Here is a 21,713-nt window from a genome sequence, read left to right on the forward strand (position 1 = left end):
CGTTGAGTATCTTTAATATGAGATAATAATAGCGAATATAAATTTCTTTGTCAAGTAACTATAATTAATTAAGTGCATTAATCTTTCCATTAATTGTAGCTTTTTAAACTTAAACATTCGCACTTGCCATTTTATCAATTGAGTAGTAAAGTGATGGCATAGTCATTGAGAGGGGGAACGAAATGCAGAATAATACGTTAGGTTTGTTAATTTGGCTTCGGCTGATGCGGTTTACGAATCAGAGCAACCAGATGTCAAATGAGTTTTTAAAACAATTTGATTTAACGACTGCTCAATTTGATGTACTCATGCAAATTCGTGTCTATCAGCCTCTAACTCAAATGGTACTGGCCGAGAAAGTAACGGTTACGCAAGGCGGCATATCTCGCATGCTCGTACGACTTGAGAACGAAGGTTATATTGTGCGCAAGCAAGACTGGAAAACCAAAACGATTAGTTTAACAGAAAAGGCCGAAGCCATATTGGATATCGCAATGCCGAACCAGCTTGCTTTTCAAACTTCATTTTTTGAAGATGTATTAAATGAGGACGAACAAAAAACACTATACTCATTGATGACTCGCATCCATAAACATAGCCAGAAAAAGAAATTGCCGTCAGAGTAATTTTTTTGCAATATCAATTGACTAGTCAAGTTAAATAGAGGAGGAATAATTATGTATACCATCCCTGGACATCATCATATTTCGATGATTACAAAAAACGCAAAAATTAATAATCATTTTTATCAAGAAGTACTAGGACTGCGCAGAGTGAAGAAGACGGTCAATCAAGACGATCCATCCATGTATCATTTATTTTACGGTGATTTAACGGGCAGTGCGGGAACGGAGCTATCCTTCTTTGAAATGACAAATGCAGGAAGAACTGTGCGCGGTACTAATGCGATTACTCAAATTGGTTTGCTCGTTCCTTCTTTAGAAAGTTTAGCCTATTGGAAAAAACGTTTTGAATTATTAAAGGTAGAACACGGCGAAATCACAAAATATGCGGGGCGAGATGCGCTCCATTTTGAAGATACAGAAGGTTTGCGAATGGTTCTACTAAACAATAACGGTGAGGAAGTTCCTGAGAAATGGGCAGCATGGGAGGAATCAATCGCCTTGCAAAATCATCGCATTCTTGGCATGGGAACTGTCGAAATTACCGTTCGATCTTTAGATCATTTAGCCGCTACATTGACGAACATGTTAGGTTATAGCGAAGTTTCACGGACGGATAATGAAGCCGTTTATCAATCCGTTGCCGGCCGTTCCTATGGAGAAATTTTGGTCAAACAAGCAGATGGAGCAATCGAGAAGCCTGGAAGAGGAAGCATTCATCATTTAGCCATCCGTGTTAAAAACGAAGATGAGCTGCGTTATTGGGATGAGGTCGTAAAAAAACGCGGCTTCCACTCCTCCGGCATTGTGGATCGTTATTATTTTCAAAGCTYATATTTCCGGGAATCAAATGGCATTTTGTTTGAAATAGCGACGGATGGGCCTGGGTTTACGAAAGATTCATCAGTCGCAGAGTTAGGTAAAGCACTGGATTTACCGCCATTTTTAGAAGCCAGACGGGCGGAAATTGAAGCAAAATTAGAACCGCTGAATTAATACGCAAAAGGGGAGAGTACGCATGGAAAAATATCGAATCGATAAAAATAAAGGATTAGAATTCGGATTGTATTCCATTGGGGATCATTTGCCTAACCCGCATACGGGCACAATGATAAGTGCTGAACAGCGTATTCAAGAGCTCATTGATGCAAGCAAGCTGGCAGATGAGGCAGGAATAGATGTATTTGCTGTAGGGGAAAGTCATCAAACATTTTTCACAACACAAGCCCATACCGTGATTTTAGGAGCTATCGCTCAGGCCACAAAAAACATTAAGATTGCCAGCTCAGCAACAGTGCTAAGTACATCAGATCCTGTTCGAGTATACGAGGATTTTGCAACGATCGATTTGATTTCCAAGGGACGTGCGGAAATTGTGGCAGGACGGGGCTCTCGCGTCGGGGCGTATAGTTTGCTTGGCTATGATGTTCGGGATTATGAAGAACTATTTGAAGAGAAACTAGAGCTTTTAATGAAATTAAACAATGAAGAAACGATAACATGGGAAGGTCAGTTTAGACCGGCTCTTAAGCAAGCATCGATTTTGCCGCARCCCAAAAATGGACATATGCCCATTTGGAGAGCAGTAGGCGGACCTCCTGCTAGTGCTATTAAAGCAGGATATGCCGGAATTCCAATGATGCTGACAACGCTTGGAGGTCCAGCAAGCAACTTTAAAATTTCGGTAGATGCTTATCGTGAAGCTGCACTTAGCAAAGATTTTGATCCAGCAGCTCTACCTATAGCAACGACGAGTTTATTTTATATGGCGGAAACGACACAAGACGCTTTACGTGAGTACTATCCACATCTTAACGCTGGAATGCAAGCACTGCGTGGAGGCGGATATCCAAAACAGCAGTTTGCTCAGTCGACCGATCATCGTGATGCTTTAATGGTGGGCAGCCCGCAGCAAATCATTGAAAAAATGCTTTACCAATATGAATTATATGGACATCAGCGTTTTATGGCTCAAATTGATTTTGGCGGTGTTCCGTTTGATAAAATTGCAAAAAATATAGAACTTATCGCTACTGAAATTATGCCCGCAATTAAGAAACACACCGCTAAAAACTAAATTGGAATCAAAATCAATTTCATCATTTAACTTATAAAAAGTGCCGCGACGATTTATTGCGGCACTTTTTTATGTTCCAGATCATCCTAATAACCCCGCTAAATAGCTAGTCATAACGAGCTTCCGTAGCTATTTATGTATGGATTGGAACAATTTTCTATTTATATATAGAATTATTCTATTATTCAAACTTTTCAAAATTATGTATGCTAGGATTATTCAAAGTTCATAAAACACATAGGAATTATATGGATTACTTGTAAAGTACGTATACCAAATGATAAAAAGTTGGTGAATGCAATAGGACAGCTATTAGAAGTTGATCGATTACAGGTGGCATTTCGGATGGATCAAGGAGAAGTGATCGCTGTAGATGAGGTGAGCTTCACACTTGAACATGGGGAAACCATCGCTATTGTTGGTGAATCCGGTTGCGGAAAGAGTGTAACATCCCTTTCCATCATGGGTTTGCTTGGTACAAATGGTTCAGTTCGTCAAGGAGAAATCAAGTTCAACGGCTCATCTCTAATCAACTGCTCGCAAGCTCAGCATCGTAAGCTTCGCGGCAGTGAAATCGCGATGATTTTTCAAGAGCCGATGACCTCTCTAAATCCAGTCTTCTCCATCGGAGAGCAGATTGAAGAAACGATTCGCCAGCATTTGAATCTGTCTCGAAAGGAAGCAAAGCGCTTAGCCGTAGATTTGTTAAGGAAAGTAGGGATTCCTAGAGCTGAAACGATTATAAAGGAATACCCTCACGCACTTTCAGGAGGCATGAGACAACGGGTAATGATTGCAATGGCGCTGGCATGCCAGCCCAAGCTGCTCATTGCCGATGAGCCAACGACTGCACTCGATGTTACGATTCAAGCACAAATCCTTGCATTGATGAAGCAGCTGCAAGCAGAAAGCGGTGCTGCTATCCTGCTGGTTACACATGATTTAGGAGTTGTAGCTGAAATGGCTGATACGGTAGTCGTCATGTATGCGGGGCAAGTCGTAGAATCAGCTGACGTTTTTACTCTCTTTCGAGCACCAAAGCATCCCTATACGCAAGGCTTAATGAAATCAACCCTCCGACTCGATCAAGTCAACAGGGAGCGGCTGCAGACGATTCCAGGTTCAGTTCCCTCTTTCCAGAATATGCCTGCAGGATGCCGCTTTCACCCACGCTGTCCACATACAATCGCACGATGCCAGCAAGAACAGCCTGATCTTACGACGAATGGACAGGGACATCATGTACGCTGCTGGCTGATGGACCTTCCAAACGTATCGAATGAAGAACATACTCAGGCGGTTAGATTATGAGCCTCAAAACACTATTGCAAATCGAACGGTTAAAAATGTATTACCCCATTCGTAGTGGCGTATTTTCAAATCAAGTCAGCCATATCAAGGCGGTTGATGAAGTGAGCCTAACGATGTATGAAGGGGAAACCGTCGGTTTAGTTGGCGAATCGGGATGCGGCAAGTCGACGATTGGTCGTTCAATCATTCGACTTGAGAATCCGCAAGCTGGACGTATTCTTTTTGAAAATCAAAACATTATATATTCCTCTCAGCGACAGTTAAAACCGCTGCGGACACGAATGCAGATGATTTTTCAGGACCCTTATGCTTCCTTAAATCCAAGGCTTCGAATATACGATACGCTTGCTGAGCCGTTAATTGTTCACAAGCTGGTGCAGCGCAGTGAGGTGCAGCGTGAGGTTGATAACCTGCTTCAATTAGTTGGATTGCCGCGTTCGGCTGCCAATCGATATCCTCATGAATTTTCCGGGGGGCAGCGCCAGAGGATCGGAATCGCTAGAGCCATTTCATTCAAACCCAAATTGATCGTATGCGATGAGCCAGTATCAGCGCTTGATGTCTCCATCCAAGCTCAAATTTTAAATCTTTTGCAGGATTTGCAAAATGAGTTGAAGCTGACGTATTTATTTATCGCCCATGGCATTGGAGCAGTTAAACAGATCAGTACAAGAATCGCCGTCATGTATTTGGGGAAAATCGTAGAATTGGCGCCTACAGAGGAGCTATTCCGCAAGCCGAAGCACCCGTATACGCAGCTTCTATTAAATGCGTATCCTCCGCCGGACCCGACGCTTCGAGCAACGAAGAGTCACATCATTCAAGGAGATGTGCCTAGCCCAGCTGAGCCTCCATCTGGTTGTCGATTTCATACTCGTTGTCCTTATGTGCAAGAACTGTGCCGAACAGCGGAACCGGTTATTACGGAAGAGCATCACTCTGTTGCGTGCCACTATCCGCTTGCATAGCGCAAAGGCTAGGAAAGGAGAAGTCATCGATGGGCCACTATATCGTTCGAAGGCTGCTGATTTCCATACCAGTATTTCTTGGAATAACATTGCTTAATTTTCTCATCATGAATATGGCTCCCGGGAATCCTGTGGATATGTTGATCAATCCTAATATCCCGAAAGAGCTGCTAGAGATTAAAAAAGAGCTGCTTGGACTGAACGATCCATTGTATATACAGTATGTAAAATGGCTGGGCGGTTTTTTCAGAGGAGAACTTGGCTATTCATTTAGCAGCTTCGCCCCCGTATCACAGCTGATTGGCGCCCGAATCGGACCTACCTTGCTGCTGGCTGCAGTATCAATGCTGGTTGGGATATTGATTGCCGTACCCGTAGGGGTGATAAGTGCAGTCAAGCAGAATTCAAAATTGGATTATGTCATGACAGGGTTATCCTTTCTAGGCACCTCGATTCCTCCATTTTTCCTAGGCCTTGGATTCATTTATTTGGTTGGAATTAAGCTGAAGTGGCTTCCAACAGGGGGAATGTCAACGTTAGGAGGCTCTGGCAGCTTCGGAGATATCCTGATGCATATGATTCTTCCTGTCATGGTGYTTGGTATAACGATTGCTGGTAAAAAGGTGCGTTATGTTCGCGCCAGTATGCTCGATGTACTCCATCAGGATTATCTGCGTACAGCCCGAGCGAAAGGCCTTAGTGAATTTCTGGTTACGAATAAGCATGCGCTTCGCAATGCCTTAATCCCAATCATAACCGTCATTGGTGCAGAAATTCCTTTGGTATTAGGCGGCAGCATTATTATTGAGCAAGTATTTCAATGGCCGGGTATCGGGCAATTAACGATGGAAGCCATTCTCTCACGCGACTATCCGACTTTAATGGGCATTAATCTAATTGCTGCTTGCGTTATACTTTTGACGAATTTGTTGACCGACATCGTTTATTCCATGGTCGATCCACGCATTAAATACAGCTGATTGGAGGGGATAGCGAATGTCTGTTAGCGAAATGCCATGGATGAGGAAGGATGCATTTTCTTCAGATCATAGCGATGAAGACGAACTGTCCTTGGATGTAATGGAGAGTCATGCCCAATTAGTGAGACGTAAGTTTATCAAGCACAAGCTGGCGGTATGGGGACTTGCAACTACCTTGCTGCTGCTTATTATCGCGCTTTTTGCTCCGTGGCTTGCACCGAGTCATCCTAATGAAATTACAGATGCGTTCTCAGCCCATCCCTCGCTTACACACTGGTTAGGCACCGATCAAGTAGGGCGGGATGTATTAAGCCGGCTGATTTTTGGAACACGTGTATCCTTAATGATTGGTTTTTTTACAGTTGCTTTGTACGTAACCTTCGGAACATTCATTGGACTAATCGCTGGTTACTATGGCAAATGGCTGGATATGGCACTTATGCGTTTAACCGACATTTTCTTAAGTTTTCCTTACATGATGGTTGTGTTGGTCATCGTGAGCGTGCTGGGTGCAAGTGCATCCACGATCATCCTTGTTCTCGCACTGTTCAAATGGCCAACGATAGCAATGCTTGTCAGAGGAAGCGTATTATCCATGAAACAAATGGATTTTGTCCGCGCCGGCGTTGCGCTTGGATACAACACCCCGCGAATACTCATGAAGCATATTTTGCCAAATGTAATGGGGCCAATCATTGTGAATGCAACGTTTGGCGTTGCCAGCACGATTCTTAGTGAAGCTGGACTTAGTTTTCTTGGGATGGGGGTCAAATCCCCCCAGGCGAGCCTTGGCAATATGCTGCACGATGCACAATCGCTAACGGTTTTAACTGAGCAGCAGTGGTTATGGGTACCTGCCGGCCTCGTTATTCTTATTACAGTGCTTGCGATTAACTTTGTAGGGGACGCTCTTCGTGATGCGTTTGATGCGAGGGCTTAAGTATATGAATCTGCTATTTAATTTTTTAAATAGATAAAGCAATAAAACAAAAGGAGAGAAACAAATGAAAACAAGGTTTCGAGTACCAGGATTCATATTATTAACCGTCTTTATGATTTTCCTATCGGCTTGCAGTGAAACGAAGCAGGAAAAAGCTGAAGCAACAGCAAAACCAGCGAAGGAAGAGGTTTCTGTAAAGGCAACAACCAATGACACCAAAGCAAAAAAAAACTTATACATTGGTATCGTTAATGCTCCTGTTACTTTAAATCAAATCAATACGCAAGGAAGCTCGGCGTCGCTTGCCCCTATTAATTTACTTAATGATTCTTTGCTCGATGTAACGGATACCGCACAATTTATACCGAAGCTGGCGGAATCTATCGAGACGCAGGATAAGCAAACTTACCGTATCAAGCTTAAAGCGAATGCCAAATGGAACGATGGAACTCCTTTTACAACGGCAGATGTGGCTTTCACCTTAAAGCTTGCCCTTCATGCCAAAGTAGAATCATCCTTCAAGCTGGATTTTATCGAAGGTTTAAATGACATTGGGAAACTGGATGAAGGGAAGACAGAGCTATCGGGATTAAAAATTATCGATCCAACGACCTTCGAGATCAAAACAAAAACACCGATCGATCCGCTCGTATTCAATGAACGTTTCGGTGTCAAGGTTAATTTCTTGCCCGAGCATATTCTGAAAGATGCCAATCCAGAGCAGCTTTCAACGAACGAATATTTCCAGAAACCATTAGTCACCATTGGTCCCTATAAGTTTGCAAATTATGAGCAGGGGCAATTTGTCGAGGTGACGAAAAATGAAAATTACTACCTCGATGTACCTAAGATTGACTCGATATTCATTAAGGTGCTTCCCGCGGCAAATCTTGTAGCACAGCTGCAGACGGGAGAAATTCAAATGAATTCTTTGCCGGTCGGGCTTGTACCGATTACGGATTATGATAAGGTCAAGGGCTTTGAGAATGTAAATGTAACCTCTGCTCCAGCCTCTGAGCCGGCTGAAATTTTCTTCAATACGGAGAAGCTGCCAGATAAAAAAGTGCGCCAAGCGATCGCCTATGCGTTGAACCGTCCGCTCATCGTGGAGCAGCTGCTCAAAGGGCAGGCCGAAATTATTGATGGAGGCATCCCGAGCTCGCATCCCTATTTTAATAAAAACATTGCCAATTATGATTACAATCCTGAAAAAGCAAAAGAGCTTTTAAAAGAAGCGAACTGGGATCCCAAACGTACGATTACATTTATTATTCCAGTTGGGAATAAGGTTCGTGAGCAGGCTGCTGATATTCTCGTACAAAACTTAGAATCTGTTGGGATTAAAGTAGACGTTCAGAAATTCGATTTCCCAACGTTAATCGATAAAGTGGAGAAGGGAGAGCATGACATTACCATATTCACAAGAGATTACTATATCGAACCGAGCCTTTATTTTACAACCTATAAAAGTGATGATCCCGAAAGTGTGATTCGATTTAAAAATCCATTAGTCGATGAGCTGATTAAAAAGGGTGAACAAGAAATTATAGAGGAAAAACGTCACGAGATTTATAACCAATTGCAAGAGGTACTGCATGAAGAGGTTGCTACTTTAGCTGTTTATTCCGAGAAGCGTTTGCAGGTCGTATCAAAAAAGGTTCTCGTTGGTAAACCGCTTAATCTAGGCACGTTCAATAATGTAAACCAGTGGGATATAGAAACGAAATAGCAGCACAGGGTTTTAATAAAGCTGCATGTCATGAAGCTATTGCTCGGTTTTACGGAATTTATTCCATTTATATATGTTTTCTAAACTTATAGGAGGTGCAAGGATAATGGCAGATTTGAATTGTCTTGTATGCAAGTCGGATATCGAGGTGGAAGAGAGTGTAACGACGGGTGAAATTTTGGAATGCGGTTCATGCGGTCAAGAGCATGAAGTGCAGGTCGAATCCAATCTTGTAAGCATCGCTCTAGCTCCAGAAATAGAAGAAACTTGGGGAGAGTAGGAACCGAACATGGAGCAGAATCGTGCGATTTTATTATGTGTTACAAAGTTGCGGGAAGAAGAACAACGAATAATCGATCATCTTCGAGATTTAGGCGTACAAGTGCAGGTAAACTTGGATTCCATGGAGTTACCATTAGGTGAGCCTGATGTTCATTCCTTCGGTCTCGCTCTCATTCGTTGTCTCTCACAGAAAAACGCGTTGAATCGAGCCCATCTGCTTGAATTAGCCGGTCTTGAAACGTTGAATTCGGTCAAAGCAATTACGATTTGTACAAATAAAATACATCAAGCGATTGTGTTTCAAAAACATAGCATTCCCCAGCCCCAATATAAAGTAGCTTTTACACCAGAGAAGCTCTTCCAAGCTTTGCAGACATTTGGAGATTTATGTGTCATTAAGCCGGCAACCTCATCTTGGGGAAGGGGAATAGCTAGAATCACCGGCAAAGAATGCTTAGATGGCTGGATAGCTGCTAGAGAATCTGTAGACCCTGGGCATCAATCGTTCCCTGTATTAGTGCAAGAATATGTGGAAAAGGGCGATTTTGATATCCGTGTTGTCATCGTAGGCAGCAAACCGATTGCTGCGTTCCGCCGGGTTTCAGCAGACAACTGGAAAACAAATACGCATTTAGGTGCAGAAATTGATCCTCTAGAAATTAATGATGAAATGGCCTCCATTTGCAAACAAATAATCGAGGTTTTGGGCGAAGGCATTTATGGTGCAGACTTGTTTTTTGATTACAAGCAGCAACGGTACGTCGTATGTGAAGTGAATCAAAACCCGGAATTCGCAAAGTCCTGGAAAATTCATGGTGTCGATGTGGCCTACCATATTGCACATTATGTAAAAGCTGCGATTGAACGAAAAAACAAGGCCAACTTAACAGTTATATCACGGTAAATAGGGAGGTTAAATAGGAAATGGGAGAAACATTAACAAAACCAGAAGCTGTCATTCAAAAAGAAAACTATTTTTCATTGTCCTTTGTATTATCGAGAGTACTAAATTCAGGCGTCATTATGAGTATTGAAAAAAATGATCTCGAATTAAAAGGATTGGAGAAAGGGATAGCCAAGCTGACCAACAAGAAATATGTCTCTTTGTTTAATAGTTACACGGGTGCGATTCACGGTGCGCTGTGGGGACAGGACTTAGGCTACCATAATTCTGCACGACTGGAGCATCCGAGTGAGCAGGAAAAAAAGTTTATTCAGTGGTTAGGAATCACACTCATTTCAGATCCACACGTAAAGCAGGCTTATGCGACCGTTGAGGTTAATTGGGAAAACCTTCAGCAGTTGGATCAGATCATTTTTAAAACCAGCGACTTTGCTCCCGTTCTCGTTTTGGATTTTACGGGATTAGGCTTTGGTCCGGTAGCTGCCATCGCAGCAAATGATGAGAACATTTGGAAAAAAGCAGAGCGCTTGAAGATTTTTGGTGCCTTTGATTTACAAACGATGTGGACACAGGAAGAAAGCGAACCTGACCTGCAGCCCGCCTTGCAGTTCAACTACAGGCTTAGCCCGCTTGTGGCAGCATGTGTGAAGCTAACACTCTTAAGGAGGAACCAATCATGATGAAGTCGGATTTTATTCGCAAGCCGTTAGCGCTGCCATCAGACGATTGGGTTCAAGCGCCATTAGCCTTTCTGGGAGGACCATCTATTATTCCAGAGGATGTAAGGAAGACGAATTTCCCAATCATTACGAAGGAAGATGTCATCCAAATGCTTGTCTCCATCCAGCAGGATGGAGAGCAAGTTGTCGATGAGTTCAAGGAAACGTACCGCAATTATGTAGGGGCGAATTATGCGATTGCTACAGCGAGCGGTACATCCAGCCTGCACCTCGCATTAGTTGGGGCAGGTGTACAGCCCGGGGATGAGGTGATCGTTCCTGCATTCACATTCATAGCAACCGCTCAAGCCGTTGTTGCAGCGAAAGCGATCCCCATTTTTGTGGACATTGACCCTATAACCTATTGCTTGGATCCACTAAAAGCAGAGCAAGCCATAACGAACAAGACAAAGGCAATCATGCCCGTGCATGTACATGGCCTGCCTGCTGATTTACCTGCATTGAGACGTCTGACTGACAAGTATTCGCTTCGCCTTGTGGAGGATGCCTCCCATGCGCATTCCGCATCGATCCATCAACAACTCACCGGTTCGATTGGAGACAGTGCAGGACAAAGCTTAATGGCCGACAAAAACTTTCCCGTAGGCGGGGAAGGAGGCATCGCTTTTTTCAAAGAAAAAGAGGATTATGAGCGCGCACTCGCATTCCTTGATTCATCAGGCATTGATTATCGCATGTCGTGGATCGCAGCTGCTTTCGGTTTGAGCCAGCTTTCCCGCCTTCCTTATTATGATGCCATTCGTGCACGAAATGCAGCCTATTTAACCAATGAGCTTTCAGAGACTAAGCTGTTTAGCGGACCATTCGTACCGGATGGGTATAAGCACAGCTATAACATGTATCGTGTTAAACTCTCACCCGAGCGACTTGGGCTTGAGGATTTGGAGGATTATCTTGTAAAAGATGCCGTTCAGCAGCTCATTAATTCTGAAGGGGTATTTGCTAGAGAGTGGCAAAATGTACCAATACCTGGTCATCTGCCGTTCAAAAATCGGAAAGGCTTTGGAAATGGTTATCCGTTTACGTTATCGGACCGTCAAGATTTTGGTTACGATTTGAACCATTTCCCTAAAACATTGAAGATGCTTAGAAACAGCTTAACGATATGCAGAGAATTAAGAACGCCTATAGAATATGAGCGAATTCAAGCTTACGCCTTGGCTTTCAAAAAAATAGATGCGAACCCGCATATGATTCGTGAACTGGTAGAGCGAGGAAGCGATTTTAAAGTGCTGTATGAAAGAGACGCTAGATTAGGATGAGTACAACAGAACAACAAAAGAAACGAGTAGCCATTCTAGGCGGCAGCGGGTTCACTGGCGCTGAGTTATACAGGCTGCTAAATAAGCATCCTCATTTTGAAGTTCAGTTTGTGTCCTCCGAATCAAAGGCGGGATACCCGGTGGATAAGTTCTATATTGGTTCTATTCATAAGAAAAAGCTCAGCTCGTTAAAGTTTAAAAAAATATCCGAATTAGACGGTCATTACGATGCGGTCTTCTCCTGTTTGCCTACAAGCTCCTTGCCTAAGATCATCCAGCATGTTGCTGAGCATACAGACTATATCTTTAATCTAAGCGGGGATTATCGTATATCCGACCCCGATATATTACATCAACATTATCCAGAAACATTAAAACATGCATTTGAAGGCGGCTGGCACTACTATATTCCAGAGTTCAGCAAAATCAATCTCGAAGCAAAAGTAGTCAATCTTCCGGGCTGCATGGCGGTGGCGACGCTGTATACCCTTTATCCGCTTGTGGCGCATGATTTAATTGAAGGACGTGTAATCACTGATGCCAAGACAGGCTCCAGCGGCGGCGGAAAATCGACAACAGAACATCATGCGGAGCGCTCCCATAACTTCAGAGCTTATAAAGTTCATGGTCATCGTCATCAGCCCGAAGTCGTGCATGCATTATCCTATCATTTGAATCAAACGATAGATTTGCAGTTTTCGGTCTATAGTCTTGATCTTCCCCGAGGAATTATGGCAACCTCGTATTCCTTGCTCAAAGAGCATGTAACTGATGTAGATGTAAAAAAAGCATTCTACAGCACGTATTCATCCAAACCCTTTCTTCATTATTTTAACTCGGGCAATGGTTCACCTATGATCAAAACAGTAGCAGGAACAAATTATGCAGAAATCGGTGCTTATGTGGATGGACGAAATTGTGTTTCCATCGCAACCATCGATAATTTAATTAAAGGAGCTGCGGGGCAAGCCATACAGGCAGCAAACAACTATTTTGGATACTCTGAGGAGGCGGGATTGACATTTGAATTTGAGGGAGCGTGGCCCTGATGAGCAGCGGCAGCTTATATGTAATCAAGCTCGGGAGCATTACGATTGTAAACCATCCTCACATTTTTGAAGAAATTAGCCGTATCGTAAAGCGAGGAAATCAAGTGCTGCTTGTGGCAGGCGGTGCCGAAGCCATAAAACAAAAATATGAATCCATTCCTCGAGCGATGCCTTTTCTTACATTGCCGTCTGGGGATGAGGTACGGTACTGTTCCCCAGAAGAGATGCCGATTATCCGTGCAGCCTACCATGAGATTATTTTGCCCACGATACACACACAGCTGAAGGCATACGGTCTGACTGTCTACTCACAGCTTGGTGGAGATCAAGGTCTTGTCTATGGCAAGAAAGCGAAACCCCTTAAAGTGATTAAGGATCAAAAAACGATCATTGTCCGTGATTCGTTGTTCGGTCATTTCGTGGGCAGTCATGTGGCATTTCTGAAATCTGCTTTACAGGCCTTTGATGTTGTATGTGTTTCTCCACCAATATTAGATCCAGAACTGGATGTGTACATAAACATTGATGCAGATGTGCTCGCTGCTCACTTAGCAGTGGACTTAGAAGCGCATCACCTGCGCTTTGTTACTGGAACTGCAGGTTTACTGGAAGATATTGAAGATAAACATTCAACGATACAAAATGTCTATACGAATGATGAATTAAGCTTTGTAAAAGGGCGCATGAAGCAAAAAGTGCGCGCAGCCCAATTAGCAATCCATCAGGGCATCTGTGATGTGAATATAACCGGTCCTCATACCTTGGAAGCACCCGGTAAAACGTGGTTTTGGAACATGGATCGGGAGCTCGGCGCATTCGATTTATTGAATAAAGTGGCCCGCATTCCTTCGGTCTCTCAAGATGAGCATGTGCTTGCACACTACTTATTAGAGACGATTAAGCAGCCTTCGGTTTCAGCGGAAATAGACCACGCGGGAAACGTCGTTTTCCGCAAAGGGAATGGCCCCCACACGCTGCTCTTATTAGGGCATATAGATACGGTTCCGCATGTTTGGCCTGTTCGATCCGACTCCAAAGGCATTACGGGCAGGGGAATCGTGGATGCTAAAGGCTGCTTTGTTAATTTCATTCATTTGCTGCAAGAAGTTGAGGTGCCAGAACAGGGATCATTACTTGTAATTGGTGCAGTGGAAGAAGAAATATCATCTTCAAAAGGTGCTCATTTCATTCGAGATCACTACAAGGCGGATGCGGTTATTATTGGGGAACCGAGCGGGGTAGAGAGCTTGACCCTCGGTTATTACGGTCTCTTTAAGCTGGAAATTACTATTCATCGCGCGCAGGAGCATACTGCAGCCAAAGATAGCAGGAGTGTTATCGACGAATTGTACAGTGTCGTATCGGACATTCGTGTTCTCGTACGTGATATCGATCCACAGTCCTTATCCTCATTAATTGATATCGAGCATCAGAATGAACGAGGCTTTTTGACGGTAAAAGGGACGTTAAACTTTAGAATATCACCAGCGGCAGGCAACGATTATCAGAAGAAAATTGATTTGTCATTTGGTGAAAATGTGACTGTTGAAATCTTGCGTGCAACACCAGGATTTTCGAACTCTCGCACAGGCTCCTTAGTCAAAGCTTTTGTTCGCAGTTTCGCTAAGCAGGAGAAATCCATTCACTATATCAAAAAACGTGGAACGAGCGACATGAATACGCTGGCCACAACTTGGGATGCCGTCCCTATGGTAGCTTATGGTCCCGGAGATTCCAGCTTGGATCATACGAATGATGAATATTTACATTATGGTGAGGTAGAGCAGACCAGAACGATTTTAAAAGAAGCTGTAAACGAATGGTTTCGGCTGCGATTGGAGGAATAAATGGAGCTGGCAATCGATATTCAAAGGGAAGAAATCTCCCTGCTGGTTGATAAGGCGAAAGAAGCGAGGAAATTGATCATTGACATGGCTGCATCACTTACAGGATGCCATATCGGCGGAAGTCTTTCTGCGATTGACTTATTGATTGGTGCGTATTCGAAATATGTGGAAGATCCCAATACGCTCATCATTCTTAGCAAAGGGCATGCTGCAGCAGCATTATATGCCGCGCTCCATGTATACGGGATTATCAAGGATAACCCAGCGGATAGCTATGGAAAAGCAGGCTCTTTGTTCACAGGTCATCCTAATCATAAACTGTCAGGAATCCCCTTCGCTACAGGCAGTTTGGGACATGGCATTCCGTACGCAGCAGGCTGGGCACTGGCGCAAAAGATGAGACAAACGAATGGACTAGGGATTGTGATCGGAGGAGATGGGGAACTGCAGGAAGGGTTATGCTGGGAAACCGCACAGATTGTCCAAGCCMAGTCGATCACTAATTTTGTATATATCGTCGATTGCAACGGAGGCCAAAACGATGGTTATGTGCATGACATATCACCGCTTCGCAATCTCCGGCAAAGATTTGAAGCGTTTGGCTTTGCTGTCAAGGAAATTAACGGTCATCATTTCGAAGAAATCCTTGCCGCAATTGAACCAGATCCAGATAGACCAGTAGCCGTCTTGGCCAATACGATAAAAGGAAAAGGTGTTGCTGCGATTGAAGGAAACCCCGAAGCCCATTATGTTAAAATCCCGGAGAAGCTCGCCCATAAATGGAAGGTGAGTTTATCATGACCAAGAAGTCAGGTAGAGATGCCTATAAAGATGAACTGACTACGCTTGCTTCCAGCAACGACCAAATTGTATGTATTGAAGCAGATCTAGGAGGCAAAAATCATCCTTTTGGACAGCAGCATCCCCAGCGTTTTTTTAATCTTGGCATTGCAGAATTAGCTGGAATTGATATGGCAGCCGGTCTTGCTGAAGCCGGCTATGTGCCATTCTTCTCAACCTTTGCTTCCTTTGCAGCATTGCGAGCAGCCGAAAGCATCAAGCTGACGATGGGGTATATGGGGAAAAACGTGAAGGTTGTAGCTGCGTATGGAGGGGTATCTGGCGGCTGGTTTGGAACGACACATCATGCACTGGAGGACATCGCAGTCCTCCAATCGTTTCAAAACATACGGATCGCTTGCCCTCATGGTGACCAAGAAACACGAAGAGTAATACGTGAGGCAGCAGCATCAGAGGAGCCGTATTATATTCGCCTTTCTAGAAATGATGCTTTTGACAGCTTGGATCGAGCAGAGGACGAGAGCTGCAGAAACTTAATTGTTGAAGGAGGCGCACGTACTGTCCGATCCAAACTATGCTTAATTTCCGTGGGTGAACAAGCAACAGAACTTTGCAAGCGGATCGTTCAAGAGGACGATGCTATCGTACATGCGCATTTATGTTACGTCGACATCCAAAGCTTGAAACCTTATATACAACCATTAAGCGGTTTAGCTGACCAATTTCTGGTGGTTGAGGAGCATAGAGCAACCGGCAGTACAGCGTCCTATCTAGCCTTATTATTGCCAAAGCATCAAGTTCACTCACATCATTGCGGTGAGAAATGGCCTATCTACGGCGGTACGCATGCTGAGGTTCTAGACTATTTAGGATTTGGGTTTGAACCACTGCAACAACAAATCCAGAATATTCTAGGAGGTAAAGATGGTTTTTAGCGTACTAAAACAAAGAAACTTTCGCCATTATTCCTTCGCTGATATTATTTCCGGGTTCGGCGTAGGGATGAGTACGATTGGTGCGAACTGGTGTCTCATGGATCAGACAAATTCGATTACCGCTATTGGATTCATGCTTTCCTTAAATGTCATTGCAGGTTTTCTCATCTCCGCATTTGTAGGCACTCTAATTGATAAATGGAATCGTAAAACGATTATCTTATGGGCCAATGGCATTCGGGCGATAGCCTTGTTAATCATAACAGGTGCTTTTGTATGGACGGGATTCCGAATTGAATATCTTTATACATTTGCCATTATTAATGGGATGGGCTGGACCGTGTATATGACGGCTTCTCGAAGCCTGGTTCAAGAAATCCTATCGGAGAAGGACCTCATTAATGGAAACTCCTTAATTGAAATCAGCTTGCAAGTAGGGATGTTTATGGCTGGTGCACTTTCAGGAGTGTTGTACAAATTCGTTGGTTTTGAGATCATTCTTCTTCTGAATGCGCTCGCCTTTATTGTGAGCAGCTACTTCCTTAGTCGAATTCAATACACACCTATCCCTTTTGAAAATGATAAAGAGTCCTTTTTTGCAACGTTTAAGAATGGCATAACGTATCTGGCGGAACGTCCATTTATTTTCTTGCTTGGTATTGTTTCGATTGTTCCACTCGTTTCTACGATGATTTACAACGTCGTTCTTCCTGGCTATGTGAGCAATACGGTGCAAGGTGATTCTGTTGTATTCGGTTTGTCAGATATGTTTTATGGCATTGGGGGATTATTGTCTGGATTTATTGCAGCACCCTTAGCTAAGAAAATATCACAACATGGAACGATACTATTATTTTTCATGATATCCGTGCTGAGCTTGCTCGCTGTAGCGTTTAACCATTTGATACTGCTTTTGTACCTTGGCAGTGTGTTGATCGGATTAACGAACTCTTCGTTACGTATTTTGATGACAACGACGCTGATGGAATCGGTATCCAAATCCTACATGGGTCGAGCGACTTCGGTCTGGATGGCGATTTCCTTGCTCTTGCAGACCTTGTCCGCCACAGGGCTTGGCCTTGTCATTGATCGTTTCTCTCCAGGCGCGGGTTTTGTCTGTATGAGCGGCTTGATGTTCATCGGATTTGTTGTGTACTTTGTGATGAATAGTAAAGCGACACAAAAAAGCACACTGGAAGCTTGAATTTTGAATTGCGAACCACTTATTTCATAACCTTTAAAGGAGGATAAAGAGATGACAGCAATTAAAACGGTAGCTTTTGTTGAACCAAGTTTCTACGGCGTTAGTTTTGCGAGAGTCGCTTTTGAACAAGGACATAAAGTCATTTCCATCGTTTCTTCCACGGAAAATCCGCAAAAGTATGGATAYGAAGGCATTTACCATGATCTAATTGTTGCAGATATTCGAGATGAAGAGTCACTCTACCAAGCGATTGTTGGCTCACCTTATGCGAATCAACTGGATGCGTTAATTCCTGCTACGGATTACGCCTCTCACGTAACTGCGAAGGTAGCGGAGCGGATTGGACTTAGAGGAGTACCCTACGAAGCTGCTCTGAAGTCGCGAAACAAAGATTTGGCTAGAGAAGCTTATGCTGAACATCAAGTTCCGAGTGCAAAATTTAAAAAAGTGAGAACTTACGAAGATGCATTAGCAGCTGCGGAAGAGATTGGATTTCCTATCGTATTAAAACCCACGAATTGTGCAAGCAGTCAAAACGTTTATTTCATCAAAAATGCAATTGAACTGAAGCATGCAATAGATACAATATTAGCGTTTAAAGTAACTTATATGGACTTTAAAGTACGCGATGAGTATTTAATTGAGGAGTACTTGGATGGTCCAGAATTTAGTGTGGAATTATTCGTAAAAGATGGAGAGCCCATTTTCTCGGCCGTTACTGAAAAATTGACCTCACCGCTTCCTTATTTTGTTGAAATTCTTCATACGTTACCTACTTCAGTGCATGTAGAGCATGGGGATCACATCGTTCGTACGGCTGTTGATGCTTTGAGAGCTATTGGGATAGTGAATGGACCAAGTCACGTAGAAGTGAAGCTTACAAGTACGGGTCCACGAATTATCGAGGTGAACGGCAGGCCAGGAGGCGACAATATTTCTTCTGATTTATTAGTGCAAGCGTTCGGTGTTGATATATTTGAAGCAACCGTTAACTATTATTTAGACAACCCGATCAATATTCAGAAACGGTTTAACCGAGCAGCTTCAATTGCTTATGTGACCGCCGATCGAGAGGGTATTTTTGATGGAATTGAAGGCTTTGCCGGTTTAGAACTAAATGAAAATGTTATCCGAGCACAGCTAACGGCAGATGAAGGAGATTTGGTCACAGAAGCAAAAAGCTCGGATGATCGATTAGGTTATTTCATTACAGTTGGCAACACCCCTGAAGAAGCAAAAGAACTAGCCCTTGCTCTGAAAGAAACGTTAACGGTCGTGTATCACCAGCATGAAACAGAGAGTGCAGCGGGGTAGACGCAAGACAAGATTTAAGTCTGAATAAGCAGGGAACAGGCTATTAATGAGCCTGTTCCTTCCATAAATAGAATGTAGCAATAATTCCACGATAGATCATATCAAATGACATCCTTTAAGAGACAAGCTTCAACCCTACAGCTGACCCTAATACCATCGCTATAAAAACAACCCTTTTCCAGTCCTTCGATTCTCCATATAAAAGCATTCCCAAAATAGCTCCGCCTGACGCTCCAATTCCCGTCCAAATGGCGTACGTTGTTCCCATAGGCAGTGTTTTCATGGAATAAGCAAGAAATAGGAAGCTTGCTAAAAATCCGATCGTTAGTAATACAACGGATTGCCAATTGCGATCCTTATGCAATTTATTTATCATGGCAACACCAAACATTTCAAACAATCCTGCAAATATGAGAGAAATCCAAGCCATTAGGATACAGCTCCTTTCTGATCTTTATCCTTCGTAACTAATTTCAAGCCCATGACTCCCGCTAATAAAAGTAATATCAATAACATTTTGGTCCATTTAAATGGTTCTCCAAAAAATATGATTTCGGAAAAAACAGTTCCTGCCGTACCCATTCCCACAAAAACAGCATATACCGTTCCGACAGGCAGTTTTTTGCCTGCTGCGATCATTAAATAGAAGCTGATAATGATAGAAATAACAGTTCCTGTCCACGTCCAGAAGTCATCCGCGTGTTTTAAGCCAATCACCCAAAAAACCTCGAAAAAAGCGGCAATAAATACTTTAATCCAATTCGAATTCACCAAAATACACCTCCAATTTTATTGTTGCCAAAAAACATAAAAAAAAAGCCCAAGAGTAAACTGTTTAACAGTTTCTCCCAGGCTTTTATCCTTCCGTGACACAGCATGGCTGTGAGTTTTCTCTCGGACCAGACCAACGGTTACGCTGCGGAACCCTAGAAAACATTTCGTTTATTCAATTACCTTGTATTATACACATATTCGAATCGATTACAATACTCATAAAATGGAAAATAACAAAAAAAGATCTTCCAGAACATGTAGTACAACCCTTGGAAACCATATATGCTTGATATAAAATAATAGGAAAGCATTAGGAGAAAGGGGAAGCTGAACATGTCGATGCAGATCGAACTGAAACCGAGAACACCGGGAAGTAAAGGCAAGATGCTTGTCTTGCTGATTCATGGTTTGGGCGCTCCTGAAACGTGGGTAAAGCCAGGCAGAGACTGGGCGGAGCTCATCGCATCAGATCCGGACATCACGGATACGGATATTGGAATCGTTACATATGACACCTCTAAGCTCATCAGCAGCATTTTTGGAATCGAAGGAGAGTTTGACGTCTTAGGTCAAAAAATTAGTGTCAGTAAAAAAAGTCCTCTGTCCATAGACCAGCTAGCTATTCAATTAAAGGCTATTTTGGATGGGTATACCTATAGAAAATATGAGAAAATCGTTATCGTTGGCCACAGTATGGGAGGATTAATCGGTAAACGATTCTTACTCAACGAATATTTGCATCGCAAAAAAGGATTAGAACGGATCGGTGGCTTTATTAGCTATGCAACACCTTATAACGGCTCTAAATTCGCTGAATTCCACCATTTAATAAAGCGCTTTCAGAATCATAAGCAAATCGAACAGCTGCGTTCAAACAACGCTTTTTTGGATGATATGAACCGCAGCTTTTTTGATGCGCAAGGAGAACTTAGGAGMTTTTTCACGTCCATTTACTGCTTCGGTGACAAGGATACCGTAGTCGAGGAGGGCAGTGCCGTTCCCAATATAGGACAATCAAAGAGCTATGATTCTGCCCGGTCTCTGCCCGGTGATCATGGCACCATTCTCGATCTGCAGCAAGGACATCTCTCAACAAACTACGATATTCTAAAAGGACTCCTACTAGACGTACTTGAAACTTTTGATCCTCCACCGTTTGGTATACAAGATAACCGCCCAGAGATAACAACTTCCTTAGACCTGTCGGACAAGCCGGCAGGATCAGCTCATGTATCGAAGATGCAGGCTCGATTAAACGATCAATTTGAGATTCACCGACAAGCTCTGGATACCATCTTCATACGACGTTTCAAAAATGATGACGAAATAAGAACTAAACTTATTGCATCCATGAATGATGTTCTTCGAAAGCTGAAGGAGATGGAAGAAAGCAGATTGCAGCTATTTCTAAAGCTGTACCAATTTGCAAACATTCGTCTTCCTGAAGGAGAACCCGGCCTGCGCGAGCTGTGGGAGCTGCTGGCGCTCGTAAATTTGGTATATCCCGATTGGAACTTTATCGATCCTGAGGAATGGGTTCATTTGTCCAATCTTCAGCTGAATTCCGATCGCTGGGTGCGTATGCTCTACTCCCAGGCTAAAGAAACGATGCCTGAGGTTGTCATCGGATTTATGACCAAACTTTACACCAATTCTTTTCAATCTTATATGAAGTCCAGAGACCATTCGGACTTATTCCCATATCGCTTGCTGCTCGAAAATATTAATTCGGAATCACTCGAAAAAGGCAACCCAGAAAATCTTTGCGAGCATTGCAACAATGGCCGTAAAGCTGACTTTTCCAAAATATTACTACAATTTGCTCAAGACACGAAGTTAACCATCTTCGAAGGTTTAGAATCTAATCGCTTATCCGGAACGGTCAGTATCAGCTGTTCCTCTTGCTTGCGTCAAGTTAGACATGAAGTGAGTTATGAAGAAATTTGCACGCGACTAAGGAGTGTGATTTGAAA

Annotated in this window: 21 protein-coding genes and 1 riboswitch; of the genes, 19 read left to right on the top strand and 2 right to left on the bottom strand. The window is 43.2% G+C overall.

Features of this window, described 5'->3' with window-relative positions; genetic code table 11:
• Positions 1-182: 182 nt before the first annotated feature.
• From AB4Z17_RS16035 to AB4Z17_RS16120, 18 genes are all read left to right on the top strand, one after another.
• Positions 183-626: a MarR family winged helix-turn-helix transcriptional regulator gene (locus AB4Z17_RS16035; RefSeq protein ID WP_441960802.1), complete on the top strand. Its 444-nt coding sequence runs from the start codon at positions 183-185 to the stop codon at positions 624-626.
• Between the two features lie 51 nt (positions 627-677).
• Positions 678-1,619, top strand: a complete 942-nt coding sequence (locus tag AB4Z17_RS16040; RefSeq protein WP_441960803.1) for a ring-cleaving dioxygenase — start codon at positions 678-680, stop codon at positions 1,617-1,619.
• Positions 1,620-1,641: 22 nt separating this feature from the next.
• Positions 1,642-2,700, top strand: a complete 1,059-nt coding sequence (locus AB4Z17_RS16045; RefSeq protein WP_441960805.1) for an LLM class flavin-dependent oxidoreductase — start codon at positions 1,642-1,644, stop codon at positions 2,698-2,700.
• Between the two features lie 345 nt (positions 2,701-3,045).
• The gene (locus AB4Z17_RS16050) at positions 3,046-4,011 is read left to right on the top strand and encodes an ABC transporter ATP-binding protein (RefSeq protein ID WP_441960807.1); all 966 of its coding nucleotides are present in this window, start codon (positions 3,046-3,048) and stop codon (positions 4,009-4,011) included.
• Positions 4,008-4,979: an ABC transporter ATP-binding protein gene (locus tag AB4Z17_RS16055; protein ID WP_441960808.1), complete on the top strand. Its 972-nt coding sequence runs from the start codon at positions 4,008-4,010 to the stop codon at positions 4,977-4,979. Before AB4Z17_RS16050 ends, AB4Z17_RS16055 begins: the two co-directional genes overlap by 4 nt.
• A gap of 29 nt (positions 4,980-5,008) precedes the next feature.
• Positions 5,009-5,959, top strand: coding sequence for an ABC transporter permease (locus AB4Z17_RS16060; RefSeq protein ID WP_441960809.1), 951 nt, complete (start codon positions 5,009-5,011; stop codon positions 5,957-5,959).
• Between the two features lie 16 nt (positions 5,960-5,975).
• A complete protein-coding gene (gene opp4C, locus AB4Z17_RS16065) occupies positions 5,976-6,899 on the top strand; it encodes an oligopeptide ABC transporter permease (RefSeq protein ID WP_441960811.1) in 924 nt (307 codons plus the stop codon).
• Positions 6,900-6,963: 64 nt separating this feature from the next.
• The gene (locus tag AB4Z17_RS16070; RefSeq protein WP_441960813.1) at positions 6,964-8,628 is read left to right on the top strand and encodes an ABC transporter substrate-binding protein; all 1,665 of its coding nucleotides are present in this window, start codon (positions 6,964-6,966) and stop codon (positions 8,626-8,628) included.
• 106 nt (positions 8,629-8,734) lie between these two features.
• Positions 8,735-8,908 (top strand): lysine biosynthesis protein LysW, encoded by a 174-nt coding sequence (locus AB4Z17_RS16075; protein WP_076265982.1) that lies wholly within the window; start codon positions 8,735-8,737, stop codon positions 8,906-8,908.
• Between the two features lie 9 nt (positions 8,909-8,917).
• Positions 8,918-9,814, top strand: a complete 897-nt coding sequence (locus AB4Z17_RS16080; RefSeq protein WP_441960815.1) for a RimK family alpha-L-glutamate ligase — start codon at positions 8,918-8,920, stop codon at positions 9,812-9,814.
• Between the two features lie 20 nt (positions 9,815-9,834).
• The gene (locus AB4Z17_RS16085) at positions 9,835-10,494 is read left to right on the top strand and encodes a degT/DnrJ/EryC1/StrS aminotransferase (protein ID WP_441960816.1); all 660 of its coding nucleotides are present in this window, start codon (positions 9,835-9,837) and stop codon (positions 10,492-10,494) included.
• Complete coding sequence (locus AB4Z17_RS16090; protein WP_441960818.1) at positions 10,491-11,816, top strand: DegT/DnrJ/EryC1/StrS aminotransferase family protein; 1,326 nt, start codon at positions 10,491-10,493, stop codon at positions 11,814-11,816. The genes AB4Z17_RS16085 and AB4Z17_RS16090 overlap by 4 nt, the downstream gene beginning before the upstream one ends.
• A complete protein-coding gene (gene argC, locus AB4Z17_RS16095) occupies positions 11,813-12,865 on the top strand; it encodes an N-acetyl-gamma-glutamyl-phosphate reductase (protein ID WP_441960820.1) in 1,053 nt (350 codons plus the stop codon). Before AB4Z17_RS16090 ends, argC begins: the two co-directional genes overlap by 4 nt.
• Positions 12,865-14,712 carry a M20/M25/M40 family metallo-hydrolase gene (locus AB4Z17_RS16100; RefSeq protein ID WP_441960822.1) on the top strand — a complete coding sequence of 616 codons (1,848 nt, stop codon included), beginning with the start codon at positions 12,865-12,867 and terminating at the stop codon, positions 14,710-14,712. Before argC ends, AB4Z17_RS16100 begins: the two co-directional genes overlap by 1 nt.
• Entirely contained in the window at positions 14,713-15,513 is an 801-nt protein-coding gene (locus tag AB4Z17_RS16105; protein ID WP_441960824.1) for a 1-deoxy-D-xylulose-5-phosphate synthase N-terminal domain-containing protein, read from the top strand. It begins immediately after the preceding gene.
• Positions 15,510-16,448, top strand: a complete 939-nt coding sequence (locus tag AB4Z17_RS16110) for a transketolase (protein ID WP_441960826.1) — start codon at positions 15,510-15,512, stop codon at positions 16,446-16,448. Before AB4Z17_RS16105 ends, AB4Z17_RS16110 begins: the two co-directional genes overlap by 4 nt.
• Positions 16,438-17,652 carry an MFS transporter gene (locus AB4Z17_RS16115; RefSeq protein ID WP_441960828.1) on the top strand — a complete coding sequence of 405 codons (1,215 nt, stop codon included), beginning with the start codon at positions 16,438-16,440 and terminating at the stop codon, positions 17,650-17,652. The genes AB4Z17_RS16110 and AB4Z17_RS16115 overlap by 11 nt, the downstream gene beginning before the upstream one ends.
• Before the next feature lie 51 nt (positions 17,653-17,703).
• The gene (locus AB4Z17_RS16120; protein ID WP_441960830.1) at positions 17,704-18,966 is read left to right on the top strand and encodes an ATP-grasp domain-containing protein; all 1,263 of its coding nucleotides are present in this window, start codon (positions 17,704-17,706) and stop codon (positions 18,964-18,966) included.
• A 115-nt stretch (positions 18,967-19,081) separates the two neighbouring features.
• Here the strand turns inward: AB4Z17_RS16120 and AB4Z17_RS16125 are convergent, their stop codons facing one another.
• Together AB4Z17_RS16125 and AB4Z17_RS16130 are read right to left on the bottom strand one after the other, a co-directional pair.
• Positions 19,082-19,396 (bottom strand): DMT family transporter, encoded by a 315-nt coding sequence (locus tag AB4Z17_RS16125; protein ID WP_076265992.1) that lies wholly within the window; start codon positions 19,394-19,396, stop codon positions 19,082-19,084.
• Positions 19,396-19,737, bottom strand: coding sequence for a DMT family transporter (locus tag AB4Z17_RS16130; protein ID WP_441883253.1), 342 nt, complete (start codon positions 19,735-19,737; stop codon positions 19,396-19,398). The genes AB4Z17_RS16125 and AB4Z17_RS16130 overlap by 1 nt, the downstream gene beginning before the upstream one ends.
• Before the next feature lie 72 nt (positions 19,738-19,809).
• Positions 19,810-19,907, bottom strand: a riboswitch (guanidine-I (ykkC/yxkD leader).
• Between the two features lie 166 nt (positions 19,908-20,073).
• On the opposite strand from AB4Z17_RS16130, the gene AB4Z17_RS16135 reads away from it, so the two are divergent.
• Positions 20,074-21,711 (top strand): ABC-three component system protein, encoded by a 1,638-nt coding sequence (locus AB4Z17_RS16135; RefSeq protein WP_441960832.1) that lies wholly within the window; start codon positions 20,074-20,076, stop codon positions 21,709-21,711.
• The last annotated feature ends 2 nt before the right edge of the window (positions 21,712-21,713 follow it).

Source organism: Paenibacillus sp. TAF43_2 (assembly GCF_052113545.1).
Lineage (GTDB): Bacteria > Bacillota > Bacilli > Paenibacillales > Paenibacillaceae > Pristimantibacillus.